The organism is Methylotuvimicrobium sp. (genome assembly GCF_050611805.1).
Classification (GTDB): domain Bacteria; phylum Pseudomonadota; class Gammaproteobacteria; order Methylococcales; family Methylomonadaceae; genus Methylotuvimicrobium.
Genome location: NZ_JBNGHF010000078.1, coordinates 1 through 15,664 on the forward strand (window position 1 = coordinate 1; position 15,664 = coordinate 15,664).

12 protein-coding genes and 1 tRNA gene are annotated in these 15,664 nt (G+C 50.0%); 4 read left to right on the forward strand and 9 right to left on the reverse strand.

Annotated elements, in window-relative coordinates; genetic code table 11:
- Positions 1-138: 138 nt before the first annotated feature.
- Together def and ACRJJO_RS20660 are read right to left on the reverse strand one after the other, a co-directional pair.
- A complete protein-coding gene (def, locus tag ACRJJO_RS20655) occupies positions 139-687 on the reverse strand; it encodes a peptide deformylase (RefSeq protein WP_431067464.1) in 549 nt (182 codons plus the stop codon).
- Between the two features lie 299 nt (positions 688-986).
- A complete protein-coding gene (locus tag ACRJJO_RS20660; RefSeq protein WP_431067465.1) occupies positions 987-1,862 on the reverse strand; it encodes a LysR family transcriptional regulator in 876 nt (291 codons plus the stop codon).
- Between the two features lie 117 nt (positions 1,863-1,979).
- Here ACRJJO_RS20660 and ACRJJO_RS20665 point away from each other — a divergent pair, with 117 nt between their 5' ends.
- The 4 genes from ACRJJO_RS20665 to ACRJJO_RS20680 all read left to right on the forward strand — a co-directional run bounded on the left by ACRJJO_RS20665 (position 1,980) and on the right by ACRJJO_RS20680 (position 5,199).
- A complete protein-coding gene (locus tag ACRJJO_RS20665) occupies positions 1,980-2,306 on the forward strand; it encodes an EthD family reductase (protein WP_014148296.1) in 327 nt (108 codons plus the stop codon).
- Between the two features lie 22 nt (positions 2,307-2,328).
- Positions 2,329-2,949, forward strand: a complete 621-nt coding sequence (locus ACRJJO_RS20670) for a hypothetical protein (protein WP_431067466.1) — start codon at positions 2,329-2,331, stop codon at positions 2,947-2,949.
- A 33-nt stretch (positions 2,950-2,982) separates the two neighbouring features.
- Positions 2,983-3,861, forward strand: coding sequence for a poly(3-hydroxybutyrate) depolymerase (locus ACRJJO_RS20675; RefSeq protein ID WP_431067467.1), 879 nt, complete (start codon positions 2,983-2,985; stop codon positions 3,859-3,861).
- Between the two features lie 390 nt (positions 3,862-4,251).
- Complete coding sequence (locus ACRJJO_RS20680) at positions 4,252-5,199, forward strand: MBL fold metallo-hydrolase (RefSeq protein ID WP_431067468.1); 948 nt, start codon at positions 4,252-4,254, stop codon at positions 5,197-5,199.
- Between the two features lie 589 nt (positions 5,200-5,788).
- On the opposite strand, the gene ACRJJO_RS20685 is transcribed toward ACRJJO_RS20680, so the two are convergent.
- The 7 genes from ACRJJO_RS20685 to ACRJJO_RS20715 all read right to left on the reverse strand — a co-directional run bounded on the left by ACRJJO_RS20685 (position 5,789) and on the right by ACRJJO_RS20715 (position 15,492).
- A tRNA-Ser gene (locus ACRJJO_RS20685) sits at positions 5,789-5,879 on the reverse strand.
- A 126-nt stretch (positions 5,880-6,005) separates the two neighbouring features.
- Positions 6,006-9,617: a hydantoinase B/oxoprolinase family protein gene (locus ACRJJO_RS20690; RefSeq protein ID WP_431067469.1), complete on the reverse strand. Its 3,612-nt coding sequence runs from the start codon at positions 9,615-9,617 to the stop codon at positions 6,006-6,008.
- On the reverse strand, positions 9,610-10,341 hold the full coding sequence (locus ACRJJO_RS20695) for an SAM hydrolase/SAM-dependent halogenase family protein (protein ID WP_431067470.1): 732 nt from the start codon (positions 10,339-10,341) through the stop codon (positions 9,610-9,612). Before ACRJJO_RS20695 ends, ACRJJO_RS20690 begins: the two co-directional genes overlap by 8 nt.
- Positions 10,342-11,202, reverse strand: coding sequence for a tRNA 2-thiocytidine(32) synthetase TtcA (gene ttcA / locus ACRJJO_RS20700; RefSeq protein WP_341328245.1), 861 nt, complete (start codon positions 11,200-11,202; stop codon positions 10,342-10,344).
- A 423-nt stretch (positions 11,203-11,625) separates the two neighbouring features.
- Complete coding sequence (gene fabB, locus ACRJJO_RS20705; RefSeq protein WP_431067471.1) at positions 11,626-12,846, reverse strand: beta-ketoacyl-ACP synthase I; 1,221 nt, start codon at positions 12,844-12,846, stop codon at positions 11,626-11,628.
- A gap of 31 nt (positions 12,847-12,877) precedes the next feature.
- Complete coding sequence (fabA, locus tag ACRJJO_RS20710) at positions 12,878-13,393, reverse strand: 3-hydroxyacyl-[acyl-carrier-protein] dehydratase FabA (protein WP_431067472.1); 516 nt, start codon at positions 13,391-13,393, stop codon at positions 12,878-12,880.
- 257 nt (positions 13,394-13,650) lie between these two features.
- Positions 13,651-15,492, reverse strand: coding sequence for a transglycosylase SLT domain-containing protein (locus tag ACRJJO_RS20715; protein ID WP_431067473.1), 1,842 nt, complete (start codon positions 15,490-15,492; stop codon positions 13,651-13,653).
- Between the last annotated feature and the right edge of the window lie 172 nt (positions 15,493-15,664).

Consider the following 15,664-nt stretch of genomic DNA (forward strand, 5'->3'; position numbering starts at 1 on the left):
CGGTCTTCATTCCCACGCCGGAGCGTGGGAACGATAGGGGGTGTGAATAATTACAGATGAATAGAAAACCGTCTTAATCTTAAAGTATACACGAATCAAATTGCAAAGAAATTATTTTTAATTTCATAAGTTTAACTATCACGCCGCACTACTTTCGGTAATTAATTTCTGAAACTCCTGCTCCGAAACGATATCACGATTCGTTTCTACACGATCGAGATAAACCAATCCATCCAAGTGGTCGTATTCATGTTGAAAAACCCTCGCGACAAAATCCTCCAAAATCAGCGTCTGACTAACTCCCTGCTGATTAAGATATCTAACGCTAATTTTGCGGAACCGAGGCACTAAAGCCCGAATACCTGGAATACTCAAACAACCTTCCCAATCCTTTGCGATCTCGTTCGATAACGCATTAAATTCGGGATTGACCATCACAGTTGGATCCATAGTAGGGGCCTTAGGATATCGAGGGGTAGAACGCGAAGCGACGATCATTATCCTAAGCGATTCGCCAATTTGCGGAGCGGCCAAACCAACCCCCTCGGTACTTGCCAATGTTACTTGCATCGCAGCTATTACACCTGTCACAGACGGATCGTCGACTCGTTCGACCGGCATGGCAATTCGCCTTAGGACCTGTGCGCCGATTTGCTCGATAGCGCAGATGTTTGTATTACTATTCATCATTTTACATTACTCCCTTTATACTCAAAAAACGGCTAACTTTATGAAGGTATGGGGTGTGGCTAGCGAGGATGTCGGCAGCAGGGATTGCTGCCGTCAAGCCCCCATGGATGGGTTTACTCAGCACCTAAATTCCATAGTCCATTGGCTATGGTTAACTATCTGAGATAATTTAGGTGCTTGGTGAACGGCGGTCCTCGATAGACATATCCCATACCTTTTTTCTTAGACGGTTTTTCGATCAAAAGGGAGTAGCCTAAAAAATCCTACAAAAGAAGCCGACTCAAAAGTCCGTTCGTCTAAAAGCCTTGTTGTAATTTTGCGATCAAGGCTTGCCGTTCGGACTTCGGCGATACTTGCGTTTGAAATATCGCATGAATATCGCGAATTATTTCAGGATCTATCAAGTTGCGATAATCGACAAGTTCAGTATCTTTAGGGACAGAAAATTCAGGCATCAATGCAACACCCATGCCGGCACGAACCATGTTCAAAATCCATTCTTCGCTATTACTCCGATAGGCCGCATATAATTCAATATGTAAATCCCGACACACACTTTTAAGTTTTTCGCGTAACTCGCAATTGAGCCTATCTAGATAAGGTTCGGATTGCAAAGCTTTTAAATCGATATTCTGCATTTGCTTAAATCGATGCTGATTACTGAAAACGACGACGTAACGTTCCCGGTATAGCAATAACGACTGAAAGGGACGGACCGGCAAAACAATCGGCGCGCTGATCACCAGATCGAGATAACCTGCATCCAATTGCCTCAGTAAATTACTCTCGGTATCGACTATCAACTCCAGCTCGATACGAGGAAAATCGCGTTGAAAATCTGCGAATACCGGATTCAAGCTCTGCGAACCGATCGTATTCATCATGCCGACACGAATAGGCACAGTATTCAAACGGGTAAATCGTATCGCTTCAGCTTTGATGGCCTGCGCTTCAAGAAAAATCCGGCGCAGATTCGGTTCGACCAAACGACCTAACGCAGTTAAATGGCATCCCCCTCTATCCCTTACAAAAATTTCGCCGCCCAACTCCTCCTCAAGCTTTTTAATTGCTTGTGTCATTGATGGCTGTGAGACATAGACCGCTTGTGCTGCGCGTGTGAACGTGCCTTTATCGCAAACCGCCAGGAAGTAACGAATTTGATGCATTTCCATAACAGCTAGCCTAATTGCATAGAGAAAAACTATTCTTTCATAGAAAGTGGCTATTTTACATAATTAATAAATAGTTGTTACATAACGCAGCCTATTAAAGAACTATACGAGATACTTATGCAAGCGGCAAAGTTAATTGTCATGTATCCTAAACCGACCGACCTGGATGTCTTCGAGCACCGCTATACAGAAGAGCACGTACCTATGGCCGTAGAAAAAATGGTTGGTAAAACACGCTTCGTCGCCTCATTGATAACTTCGACTGCCGATGGCAAGCCAGCGCCTTATCACCGAATAGCCGAAGTTTATTTTCCGTCGATGCCGGCACTAGAAGCCTGTTTAAATTCAATCGGCGGACAGGAAACGGCTAAACATGCCGTTGAAATTTCGAGCGGCGGCGCACCTTTATTCCTAATTTCCGAAGTCGAAACTGTCGACTTTTAGCCAACCCCAACAGGAGACTGTGATGAACAAAGGCATAATAACTACAAAACGTTCACGGATCTTAACCTATCGTCTTTTTGTCGAGCAGTTGTTGATCGCAGCTTTTTTACTCTCGAGCTTGATTATCGTTTCACCGGCGCATGCCCATCGTGGGGCGGTTGATGAAATCGACGCCTGCAATATCCGTGTCGGAGTCGATAGCGTCCATTTCACCGCTTACACCCCTGAATTATCGGGCAGCAAAGGCTATTGCAATGCGATTCCGGAAGTCGGTCAAACACATTTGGTCTTTGATTACGGCGGCAAGGCATTACGCACGATCGACGTGGAATTCGAAATCACGAAGGAGCCGGAAGGCACCCGAATTTTTCATCAAGAACCGCAAAAGGTCAAAACCGGATCGTTTAGCGGCATTGTCGACTTTAGCAAGTACGGCGCGGGAAATTATTTGGCCCATATCACGATCGTCGACAACGATAAGCAACTCGATTCGCATATCCCTTTTTCAGTAGGCCTCGAAGATCCCGATAGCTTCAATTTTAAACCATTACTATTCGTATTCGGTTTATCGGCTTTTGTGGTGCTGGCATTTATGTATGTGAGTAAGGATAACGATAAACCTAGCGACACGCCAGAAGCCTAATCAGAACCCAATTTCAAAATCCGGAATGCGTCAATGATTGATTTCTCGAAAATCAAACCCCACCTGACCAAACGCAACATGTGGTTGGCAGCGATTTTTCTGTCACCCATTCTGTTAGTGTTAATCATGTTGTTGATGGAAACCGGGAACAGTGATTATGCTCAGATGGGCAACGCCGTTTACCGGCCCGAGTCAATTCAAGGCCGGTGCCAAACAGCACAGCTTAAGGGATCTGCCGGCGCCACCCATGGCGAATCCACCGCGGACGGAATCAAGTATAACGTCCGAACACCTTTAAATTACGATCCGACATTCCCTCACCCGTTGTTATTGGTATTATCGCCCGCCGGTTCCAATCGAGCCAAAACCGAAAAAACGACCGATCTAACACTAGCGGCAACAACCGCCGGTATGATTGTCGCTTATGCGGACCACCCGCCCCTATCGCCCACCACGACCGTCGAACTCGGCACTATTCCCGAACTGATCGCCAAAAAATGGTGTATCGACAATAAAAGAATCTATATCACGGGTCATTCCGATGGAGGCACCTCCGCCATGGCCTTGGCATTTATGTCCGGCACCAAGCATATTCCAAGCGCCATTGCTCCAAGCGCGGCCGGCATCAATTATCAGGACTTGCGTCAACGCCGTTGCCCCGATCCGATACCGGCCATGATCATGCATAGCGCAAAAGACAAGCTGTTTCCGGGTTACGGAAAGGAATCGGCGGGGTGGTGGGCGATATGCAACCAATGCGACCCGATTCCCGAACCTCTCGATAACGGATGTAGCGCTTACACGAACTGCGCTAGCGGTATAAAAACCTGGTATTGCGAAGGCGATAAACCGCATTCGCAATGGCCGGATATCAATGCAACGTTGATTGATTTTTTTGTTTCATCAGACTAAGGACTTGGCAACTCGATTGGCAGGTGTCGGCGGCAGGGCAGATTTTTTGCTCCTGCAAAATCTGCATTCACCCAGCACCTAAATTCCAAAGGTCGTTGACTATGGTTAGCTTTCTTGGATAATTTAGGTGCAGGGGTCACGGCGTCCTTTGACGGTCACCCCGGTGCCGAATTTCGATCTATGCTGAGCATAAAAGCAACCTTAGGCTCGATGGACCAAACGTGAGTTTCATCGATTATTTTAAACGACTGCTGAGAAGTAAAAAACCGCAAACGCTAGGTATGGCATGAATTCCGGCGCCGAATTTTGATCTGCGATAGATATACGACCTTTCCTTTGTCAATTCGAGCTGCACCCAAATCTTCCGAAAACAGCACTCAGGAGGCGAACATGAATCAAGCCAAACTCCAAACTTTAGCATTCACCTTGGCGATTAGTCTGACGAGCTTAATTTTGGTCGCTTATTCATCAACTGCGGCCTCTCGCTCAAAGGTTCAGTTGCAAGTGTTGGGTGCCGGCGGCCCTGAAATCAACGACCGTCGCGCGGGGAGTTCTTATTTGCTGCGGATCGACGATAAAGCAGTAGTCATGATCGATACCGGCCCCGGTAGCAGCCTTAATTTCGAAAAATCCGGCGCTGATTTCAACGATTTGCAGGCCTTGTTATTCACGCATTTTCATGTAGATCACAGTAGCGATTTTCCAGCCTTGGTAAAAGGCTCCTATTTTACCGACCGAAAAAAAGACTTACCGGTCTATGGCCCATCAGGCAACGATCTTATGCCTTCGACAAAGGAATTTATAGATAAATTGTTCGGTAAAAGCGGCATCTACCGTTACCTAAATGAATACATCAACTCCGATAGCCAAAGTAATTATAAAATACAAGCTCACAACGTCCGTTTCGCTAAAAATAAGATACAAACATTCAACATTGCACCGAATTTAACCATCAGCGCCATATCCGTACATCATGGACCCTTGCCCGCTTTAGCCTGGCGTATCGACGCAGAAGACTGCAGCATCGTCATCTCCGGCGACACCAGCAATGAATACAATACCCTAATCAAGCTTATCGAAGGCTCCGACCTGCTGATCGCCCATCACGCCATCCCTGAACAGGCTACTGGAGCCGCTCGTAATCTGCACATGCCACCTTCGGAAATCGGCAAAATCACACAAGCCGCAAAGGTCAAGCATTTAGTCTTATCGCACCGCATGCGGCGAACCGAAGGCTCGGAAGAAGAAACCTCGGCAATCATACGCAAATACTTTCCGGGACCGATCGATTTTGCCGACGATTTGGAGAGTTACCCATTGACCGGCTGTGGAAAGTAGCTGCTGACCGTACCTAACGCTCATGAAGAACCCGCTATCGCCCCAACAAATGAAAGTTCGGCGTGGCCTAACGAGACCTAGGAAGGAAGACCATAAGCTAAACCAAATTGACTAAACGTTCTAAGCGACAGGGTAACATATTGATATATTAATTATTTTAATGCATTTACCCTGAATTGCTGCCTTGATCAACTTTGAACTTTGACAGAGACTTTACGAAATTGAATTTTTAAAGCTTCGGTAATCAATTTGCGGTATTTCCAAAGTTACCAACACAGATAGTCGGTAATCAAGAACATTTATCCAAAAAATTGATACGTCTTTCTGTTGGGCATTAGAAACCATGAGACTTCTGAATCTTCAATACGAATGAAAATTTTTGGAAAGAATGCTTTTCTGATAGGGTTTTATTGACTTGTTCTATGAATAAAAAAAATCAGAACAAGGATTAGATACGTTACCTAAAATTGATGATTGGGTAACTAACTGTAAGATTTTTATCTATAGATCCGCAGGCTACGGTAGAAGTTAAGGCACGCTTAAAGCTATTGCTATTTTTATATATAAATCAATAACTTTTGAGGAGTAATGGCGGAGAGACAGAGATTCGAACTCTGGGTGGGCTACAAACCCACGACGGTTTTCAAGACCGCTGCCTTAAACCACTCAGCCATCTCTCCGTGAGCCGCTTATGATAACGGATCGAATTTATTATTCAAGTTTTTTTTCTATTTTTTCAGCCCTTCTTTTAAAGAATTTCTTTTAATGGAAGCCGTTAAGACTCCTTCTTTTGGCCTCACAATCCCTCAAACCGGTTTACTGCCGTAAGCTCCACCGCCGGGCGTTTCGATTTGCAGCACGTCTCCGGCTTGCATTTCGACTTGGGCGCAACCGTCTAAAGACTCGACGGCCCCGCTTTCTCGCCATACGCTATTTTTGCCGACTGCGCCGGGCTCACCGCCGTGCAGTCCGAATGGGGCGGTTGTGCGGTGGCTCGATAGAATGTTGACGCTCATCGGTTCGAGAAATTTTATTCTGCGAACGACCCCATCGCCGCCCTTGAACACGCCCTTGCCGCCGCTGCCTTGACGTATCGAAAATGTTTCGAGCAGGACCGGAAAACGCCATTCGAGCACTTCCGGATCGGTGATGCGCGAATTGGTCATGTGCGTATGCACCGCGCTGCAGCCGTCGAAACCGTTGCCGGCGCCGGCACCGCCGCAAATCGTTTCGTAATATTGATAACGCTGATTGCCGAAGGTCAGATTGTTCATCGTGCCTTGCGATCCGGCCAGTACGCCCAAGGCGCCGTACAAGGCGTCGACGATGATTTGCGATGTCTCGACATTGCCGGCGACGACTGCGGCCGGGTACTTCGGATTAAGCATTGAGCCTTCCGGAATGACGATATCGAGCGGCTTGAGACAGCCGGCATTGAGCGGGATATCGTCTTGCACCAAGGTTCTGAAGACATAGAGTACCGCCGCCTTGCAGACTGCCGACGGCGCGTTGAAATTACCGGATTGTTGCGGCGAGGTGCCGCTGAAATCGATACGCGCGGACTCGCGTTCGCGATCGAGAGTCACGCGCACGGCGATTTCGGCGCCGTCGTCCAGCGCATAACGAAATTGCCCATCCGGCAGATTAGCCAAAATCTTGCGCACCGACGCCTCGGCATTGTCCTGCACGAAGCGCATGTAGGCTTGCACGACCGCCAATGAATAATGCGCGATCATTTTATGTAGTTCTTGAGCGCCTTTTTCGTTCGCGGCGATCTGGGCCTGAAAATCGGCAATATTCTGATCGGGATTGCGCGCGGGATAGTCTCCCGACAGCAACCAATGCCTCAGAGCCTCCTCGTTGAAACGGCCTCGTTCGACGATTTTGATGCCCGAAGTCAACACGCCCTCTTCCTCGATCTTGCGACTATGCGATGGCATCGAGCCCGGCGTGATGCCGCCGATATCGGCATGATGGCCGCGTGATGCGGTAAAAAAGAGCAACTGACTCCGATCGAAAACCGGTGTGATGATCGTAATGTCGGGCAAATGCGTACCGCCTCGATAAGGCGAATTGACCAGAAAAACATCGCCGGGAGCCATCGTAAAGTCGCGGTTTTGCAGCAAACCTTTGACGGTTTCGCCCATCGAACCCAGATGCACCGGAATATGCGGCGCGTTTGCGATCAGTTCGCCTTGCGCATCGAACAGCGCGCATGAAAAATCCAGCCTTTCCTTGATATTGACCGAGTGCGCGGTGTTTTGCAGGACGAAACCCATCTGCTCGGCAATCGAGATGAACAGTTTGTTGAAAATTTCCAACATGACCGGATCGGGCGACGCACCGGTCGTTAATGCAGCATGTTCGCTGCCCTGTTGCCGCGTAAGAATCAGATTGTGCCCCTGATCGACCGAGGCCCGCCAGCCTGGGTCGATCACGAGGGTCGAAGTCGGTTCGATGACGATGGCCGGCCCGTCGATGATCCTGCTCCGATTTAATTGTTCGCGCCGATACACGGGCGTTTGCCAATGCCGTCCACGAAAAAATACCAATTCGGTCATCAGCGGCGCGATGTCTTCGAAATCATGCTCCTCTACCGGTATCGATGCCTCTTGCCCGCTGAGCCCGATGACTTCGACGGCCATCGATTCGATAATGAGCGGCTTGTCGGCATAGGTAAATCCGAATTGGCGCAAGTATTGCCGTTCGAAATCGGTCAGCATGACCGGCCGTTCGGCAAATTCGACCGCCAATGCGGTATCGGTGCCCTGGTAGCGTAAAAACAGGCGGCGAACCGCTTCGATGCGATCTTCCGCAACGCCTTGCGCGGCGATCTCGGCATGCCCTTCTTGTTCCAACACATCGAATTCACGCGTTAAAGCGTCCAGAGAAACCTCATTCAATTGCCGCTCCAAGGCTTTTTGCCGAACCGTGCGTAAGTCTGCCAGACCCATGCCGTAGGCCGACAAGACGCCCGCGAACGGATGCAGAATAATACGCCGCATCCCCAAGCGGTCGGCCACCGCGCAGGCATGTTGTCCCGCCGCCGCGCCGTAACAGCACAAAGCATATTCGGAAACGTCGTAGCCTTTTTGCACCGAAATAGTCTTGATGGCCGCCGCCATGTTTTCGACCGCGATATCGAGAAAACCTTCGGCGACTTGTTCGGGGCTTCGGTCATCGCCAGTCACAGCATGTATGCGCTGCGAAAGCTCGGCGAACAAAACTCCAACTCGATCCCGGTCAAGCGGCAGATTGCCTTCGGCGCCGAAAACAGCTGGAAATAGCGGCAATTTCCCCAGCATGATATTCGCATCGGTCACGGTCAACGGACCGCCCCTCCGGTAGCCAGCCGGCCCCGGATTCGCGCCGGCCGAATCGGGACCGACCCGGTAACGCATGCCGTCGAAATGCAGAATCGAGCCGCCGCCCGCCGCGACGGTATGTATCGCCATCATCGGCACGCGCATTCTAACGCCCGCAACCTCGGTTTCGAAGCGGCGCTCGTATTCACCTGCGAAATGCGCGACATCGGTCGAGGTGCCGCCCATGTCGAACGCGATAATTTTGTCGAAACCAGCCTGTTGCGCAACCGCAACCGCGCCAACGATACCGCCGGCCGGGCCCGACAAAATACAATCGCGGCCTCGGAAACGCTTGGCATCGGTCAAGCCGCCGTTCGATTGCATGAACATTAGGCGAACTTCATCCGAGCGCTCGCCGCCCAAACCCGAGGCAACCTGATCAACATAGCGCTGCAACATCGGCGATAAATAGGCATCGACGACGGTCGTATCGCCGCGCCCGACGATCTTCATTAAAGGACTGACCTGATGCGAAATGGAGATTTGCGTGAAGCCGACTCGTTCGGCGATTTTTTGCAAACGCAGTTCATGCGCCGGATAGCGCCAGGCATGCAGCAACACCACCGCGATCGCGCGCAAACCTTGGTTATAAAGCGTTTGTAACTGCCGTTCGGCAAGCTGCTCGTCCAAGGTTTTAAGCACGCTGCCTTGGGCGTCGATGCGCTCGTCGATTTCGACGACGGTTCGATAAAGTTGCTCAGGCAGTTGGATATTCAGCGCGAAAATATCGGGCCGGTTCTGGTAAGCGATGCGCAGACAATCCTTGAAGCCTTTTGTGATTATTAGCGCGACGGGTTCGCCTTTGCGTTCGAGCAAGGCATTGGTGCCGACCGTCGTGCCCATTTTGACGATTTCGACGGCATCCGCCAGCGGTTCTGCTGGGCCCACATTCAGGATATCGCGCATGCCTTGCAGCGCGGCATCTCGGTAACGCTCCGGGTTATCCGACAGTAATTTATGCGTCAGCAGGCGTCCGTCCGGGCTTTTCGCGACAACGTCGGTAAACGTGCCGCCCCGGTCTATCCAAAATTGCCAGCGTTTGACATCATTCATAGGCGACTCTCATGCCGGTCATTAGTCCCAATTGCCGTTCGGCATGGCCTTGATTGACGGCGATTTCGACTAAGCCGCATGAATTGCAATACCAAAACGGCTCACCTACCGAGGCTTCGCTGAAGGTGCCGGCTTGCTCGAGCCTGCGTCCGTCGACCATTAATATCCGTCCATCCAGTTCGGAACGGTAACGCAGCCCGGTAAAGGCATTGCCGTAGCCGTCGAAATAAATAATTTCGGCCAGATCTTCAGGCCAATCGGCGATATCGACATGGTAAGGTTTTAAATCGTCTGCCGCTTGACCCAGAACGAGGCGCGCCGCGACCGGCGCGAACAAATCGCGACCGTGAAAACTCATCGAGCAAATTTCTGGACGCCAGACGATTTCGAACCAATCGTAGCGTTCGGCATGCTTGGCGACGGTATTCAACAAGCCGTTATCCGGGCCGACGAATGTTTGTCCATCCGCCTGCAATACCAAGGGTTTACGCGCCCCGCCGACACCGGGATCGACGACGCAGAGAAAAACCGAATCTTGCGGGAACTGTTGCCGCAGTGCGGCCAATATATAGGCCGCAGCTCGCGGATTGCCGCACGGCGCGTTACTGACGAGGTGAATGACGGGATGGGACGGCGCAAGCTGGCGAAGCACGATTTCGACCTGCCCGAGATAAGGGCCAGCCGGCCCGAAATCGGTGAACAGTGCGATAGCTGCGCCGGTCATTTACATTGCCAAGACCGACAACCCGGCGTCAACATCGATCGCTTCGCATCCGTTTAGCAGGTTCGAGTTGGCTTTGAGTCCGGCGAAATCGAACAGTTGAGTATCGGCCAATTGCGATGGCGCGACGTTTTGCAGACTCGTGAAGATCGTCTCCAAACGACCTGGAAACTGTTTGTCCCAGGTCTTCAGCATTACTTTCATCGCCTGACGTTGCAGATTTTCCTGAGAGCCGCACAGATTGCACGGAATGATCGGGTAATCGCGGAACGCGGCGAAGCGTTGTATTTCTTTTTCGCGGCAATAGGCGAGCGGCCGGATCACGATGTTTTTCTTGTCATCGCTCAAAAGCTTCGGCGGCATCGCCTTCAGTTTGCCGCCGTAAAAAATATTCAGGAAAAAAGTTTCCAAAATATCATCACGGTGATGGCCCAAGGCGATCTTGGTAATGCCGTTCGCCTCGGCGAAACCGTATAAGGTACCGCGCCGCAATCTCGAACACAGGCCGCATGTCGTTTGGCCTTCGGGGATCACGCGCTTGACCACGCTGTAGGTGTCTTTCTCGATGATGTGGTAAGGAACGCCGATGGATTCGAGGTATTCGGGCAAGACATGCTCGGGAAAACCCGGTTGCTTCTGATCCAGATTGACCGCCAGCAGTTCGAACTTGACCGGTGCGGTTTTTTGCAGATTCATCAAGATGTCCAGCATCGTGAACGAATCCTTGCCGCCGGACAGGCAAACCATGATTTTATCGCCGTCCTCGATCATGTTGTAATCGGCGATCGCATCGCCGACCGCATGACGCAAACGTTTCTGCAGTTTATTGAATTGGGTTCGGGATTTTTGAATCGGATGAGTCATACGAAATAAATTATAGGCTACGCATCGCGTACCCTTTTTTGGGGCGCGGAAAATAATTTCTAGTTCCCACGGTCCTCCGTGGGAACTCATATCATGGCTGCCGAAGCAAGAACGGTATGCATTCCCACGCTGGAGCGGTGAGAATGAGGAATGCACCAATACTTTCAAAGCCTCCGGCGCGTTGGGAACCAGGAATTGCTGGTGCGCAATGCGCACCCTACGGAAAGAAGGTTCCCGCGCGGAGTCCGTGGGAACCGAATAAATATACCCATCGCAGATTAAAATTCGGCACCAGGGTGTCCGTCAAAGGACGCCGTGAATACATCCCTGTAGGCTCTATGCCAGCTCCATGCTGGCAAAGCCTTTGCCGCACACCCTGGCGCCTCCTCAGGCACTGCCGAAATTTGAAGTGCGAAAGGTATATCAACCGTTATAACGCTGGAATATCAAAGTCGCGTTGGTGCCCCCGAAACCGAAACTATTCGACATGATCGTGTTCAAAGTGACGTTGTCCTTGAACTCACGCACGATAGGAATATCGGTTGCATCGGGGTCGAGTTCGGTAATATTGGCCGAAGCGCTCAAAAAACCTTCTTCCATCATCAACAATGAATAAATCGCCTCATTGACGCCAGCCGCGCCCAGTGCATGACCGGTCAGCGACTTGGTTGAACTCACCTGCGGCACTTTGCCTTGCCCGAATACGGCTCGCAACGCTTCGAGCTCTTTGGTATCGCCGACCGGCGTGCTGGTGCCGTGCGCATTGATATAATCGATCTTCGCATCGACAGTCGCCATTGCCTGCTGCATACAGCGGATAGCACCCTCGCCGGAAGGCTGCACCATGTCGTAACCATCCGAAGTCGCACCGTAACCGGTCAATTCGGCATAGATTTTAGCGCCGCGCGCCTTGGCATGCTCGAGCTCTTCGATCACTAACACGCCGCCGCCGCCGGAGATCACGAAGCCGTCGCGCGTTGCATCATAAGGGCGTGATGCAGTTTCGGGAGCATCGTTATATTTCGACGACAACGCGCCCATGGCATCGAATAATAGCGACATCGTCCAATGCACCTCTTCGCCGCCGCCGGCGAATACGACATCCTGCTTACCCATTTGAATCAGTTCCATTGCATGACCGATGCAGTGCGCGCTGGTCGCACAGGCCGAACTGATCGAATAATTGACGCCTTTAATCTTGAAAGGCGTGGCCAAACAGGCGGTGTTCGTACTCGACATCGTTCTCGGCACCATGTAAGGACCGACTTTTTTAATGCCTTTTTCGCGCAAAATATCGGCAGCATCGACCAAATTCGATGTCGACGGGCCGCCGGACCCCATGACTAATCCCGTTCTGAAATTAGAGATTTCAGACTCCTCAAGCCCCGAATCCTCGATCGCCTGTTGCATCGCAACATAATTGAACGCGGCGCCGTCGCCCATGAAACGTTTAATTTTTCGATCTATGAATTCATTAAGATCGATATTAATCGCGCCGCGCACATGGCTTCTAAAACCAAGCTCTTGATAATCATTGGCAAACGAAATTCCGGAACGACCTTGTTTCAAGGAATCGACTACCTCTACACGATTATTTCCGATGCTGGAAACAATACCTAAACCGGTCACTACGACTTTTTTCATCAACTACGCCCCCAAACCATCAATTACGCCCCTAAAAATCTTCTGTTGAAGTAAACAAACCCACTCGCAAATCGGTCGCTTCGTATATTTCCTTACCGTCGACTTCCATCGTGGCATCGGCAATACCCATGACTAATTTTCGCATAATCACTCTTTTCAAATGAATACGATATGTCACTTTTTTTGCGGTGGGACGAACTTGACCTGTAAATTTAACTTCGCCGACCCCCAATGCACGGCCTTTACCGGGCCCGCCCATCCAGCATAAATAAAACCCGACCAATTGCCACATTGCATCCAAACCGAGACATCCCGGCATCACCGGGTCGCCTTGAAAATGGCATTCGAAAAACCACAAATCGGGTTTAATATCCAATTCAGCAATGATTTCACCTTTACCATACTTACCTCCTTCGTCGGAAATATGAATGATGCGATCCATCATTAACATATTCGGTAATGGTAATTGCGCATTTTCCGGCCCGTACAACTCCCCCCTGCCGGACATTAATAATTCTTCGCGCGTAAAACTATGCTGCTTCCCCATTATTAGTACCTAAGCTAAATTTTTATTAAACGGTGTATTATCCATTAGATAACAAAAAAAATCAGCTCAATTTTCATCCGAAATGGCGATAAGGAACGAGCATGAAATAACTTCGACGACTGTTAGAAGGGGGTTCGGTGGCTGGATTTAGGTGCTGGGCCTGTCAAGCGAGTTACCGAACGGCCCCAAAGCCTACTACTTGAATAAGTTATTTTGTGCAGATTCCTAAGGAACATTGTCAATACTTCCCGACAACATCAACCGGGCTGCACATCTTTCATGACATCGCCGAGCCGAATCGAATCTCGTTCCATCATAAGCTGATAAATCATCGCATAACCTAAAACCGCAGCGACATATTCTCGGGTTTCCTTAAACGGGATCGTTTCCATCCAAATATCGGCCGGTAAGGGGTGATGCCTCGGTAACCATCGATCGACTCTTCCCGGACCGGCGTTATAAGCGGCAGCGGCAAGGGCAAAATGACCGCCGAAACGGTCGAGCATTTGCTTGTAATAATGCGTACCGTACTTAACATTTACATTAGGCTGATACAAGCTATTTTCCGATTGCCATGTTTCATTGAGTTTTCGCGCGATTTGCCGACCGGTTTGCGGCATGATTTGCATCAAACCGCGCGCGCCGGCCGGCGACCTTGCCTTAGGGTCGAAAACGCTCTCCCGACGAATCAGCCCCAATACAATAGCCGGGTCTAAGGCCTGTTGTCTTGCCTGTTTTTTAATGTCGTCGAGATAATCGAGCGGAAAGCGCAAGCTTACATCGTCCCAATATTCCGCTTTCGCAATCGTAAATACCGCGGTCTGCGTCCAGCCCCACTGCTGCGCTAATTTGGCGGCAACTAGAACTTGCTCCTTATCAAGCCTATCCAGCAAATACCACCATTGCCGAACTCCTTCCTGCTCTCGACCTACTGACTTCAGTTCGGCAACGAGACTCACGGCAGGCATCCGTTCAAAACTTGACAATTGCTCCGATGTCAATGCCAGAGGGCGATCGGAGAGCATCGGTGGCTTATTCAGAGTTTCCGCCGCGATAAACCCGAACAAACTGCGATCGCTTGCCAATGCTTCAAATACCTTGCTGCCTCGCTCGCGTTGCCCGGCTTCATTCAACGCGCGGGCCAACCAATATTGCCAACGGGGTTGGTTTTTTTCCTGTTCGCTTAAACCGCTCAAAGCTTCAATGACATGAGTCCAGTTTTGTTCGAGCAAGGCCGCTCTAACCCGCCATTCCCTAGCCGCAGCATCGGCATTGTTAACCCTACTCAATCGGTCATAAGCTCCCGGCCTTCTCTCAAAAGCCAGTGATAGGCCTAACTTACGTTCGACTTTATCGATAGTCTCGACCGACATTTGATAACGACCTTTATTGCCGTCCCAAACACTCAACGCCGCATCCAAATCGGAATCGGCCAAGCGCTCGATGCCGTAAGCGAAAATCGATCCAAGCATTCGATAATCTTTTTGCCATTCGGACGACTGCTCTGCAATTCGAGGCGACTGATGCACCTTGAGCCAAAAGTCGGCCACTGACTGCTCGTTCGGACCGAGCAATTTTTTAATATATTGGGCCAAGGAAACCCTGTTGTTTCTCAAGGCCAGCTCGAATCGCCGCCAAATCATGTTTTGCGTTAATTGACCCGATGCCATCAATTCGTTTAATAGAGCATCACAAGCTTTTGGCTGCGAATAACCGACCGTCCAAAGTTTTTTGGCTTCGATCAATGCGTCATCCCGAAACCCGGTTTTTAATCTGGCCCATTGATAATGACATGCTAACTCGGCATTGCCAGTCGGCCGATAATGCTCAACCAATGCCTGCCACCGCTTGCCGTCCGCCAAATACTTCAACCAATCGCGTCTCAACAACGCCGAATAGCGCATGTCTGAATAATTGATCAAATAACGTTTAATCTCTCTATCGCGGTCCAAATTATTTTTAAGCCATTGATACTTTAGTAACGGATATAAGGGATAATCGCTGAGCGCTTCGGCACTTTTAGGAAAAGCACCGCGATTAATTGACGCAATTTGTTTCTCGGCATCTAAAAATGCCTGGCGCCAATCGTCTATATTCATTGCCGATGCGACTGAAAACGGGCTTAACAGCCCTATCAAACAAATTATTAATTGAACATTCATTGGGTTTAGGGTTTTTAAAAAATACGACACGGCTTATAATTTCGCTAATTATTTAGCATAAGTCATGTATGAGAAGGTGTCAGGCATTGATTTATAAGGCTGTCTGCAA

Coding starts and splice junctions, on each gene's coding strand:
- ACRJJO_RS20675 (WP_431067467.1), top strand. CDS start 2,983: ATGATTGATTTCTCGAAAATCAAACCCCACCTGACCAAACGCAACATG.
- ACRJJO_RS20665 (WP_014148296.1), top strand. CDS start 1,980: ATGCAAGCGGCAAAGTTAATTGTCATGTATCCTAAACCGACCGACCTG.
- ACRJJO_RS20680 (WP_431067468.1), top strand. CDS start 4,252: ATGAATCAAGCCAAACTCCAAACTTTAGCATTCACCTTGGCGATTAGT.
- fabB (WP_431067471.1), bottom strand. CDS start 12,846: ATGAAAAAAGTCGTAGTGACCGGTTTAGGTATTGTTTCCAGCATCGGA.
- ttcA (WP_341328245.1), bottom strand. CDS start 11,202: ATGACTCATCCGATTCAAAAATCCCGAACCCAATTCAATAAACTGCAG.
- ACRJJO_RS20670 (WP_431067466.1), top strand. CDS start 2,329: ATGAACAAAGGCATAATAACTACAAAACGTTCACGGATCTTAACCTAT.
- fabA (WP_431067472.1), bottom strand. CDS start 13,393: ATGGGGAAGCAGCATAGTTTTACGCGCGAAGAATTATTAATGTCCGGC.
- ACRJJO_RS20690 (WP_431067469.1), bottom strand. CDS start 9,617: ATGAATGATGTCAAACGCTGGCAATTTTGGATAGACCGGGGCGGCACG.
- ACRJJO_RS20660 (WP_431067465.1), bottom strand. CDS start 1,862: ATGGAAATGCATCAAATTCGTTACTTCCTGGCGGTTTGCGATAAAGGC.
- def (WP_431067464.1), bottom strand. CDS start 687: ATGAATAGTAATACAAACATCTGCGCTATCGAGCAAATCGGCGCACAG.
- ACRJJO_RS20695 (WP_431067470.1), bottom strand. CDS start 10,341: ATGACCGGCGCAGCTATCGCACTGTTCACCGATTTCGGGCCGGCTGGC.
- ACRJJO_RS20715 (WP_431067473.1), bottom strand. CDS start 15,492: ATGAATATAGACGATTGGCGCCAGGCATTTTTAGATGCCGAGAAACAA.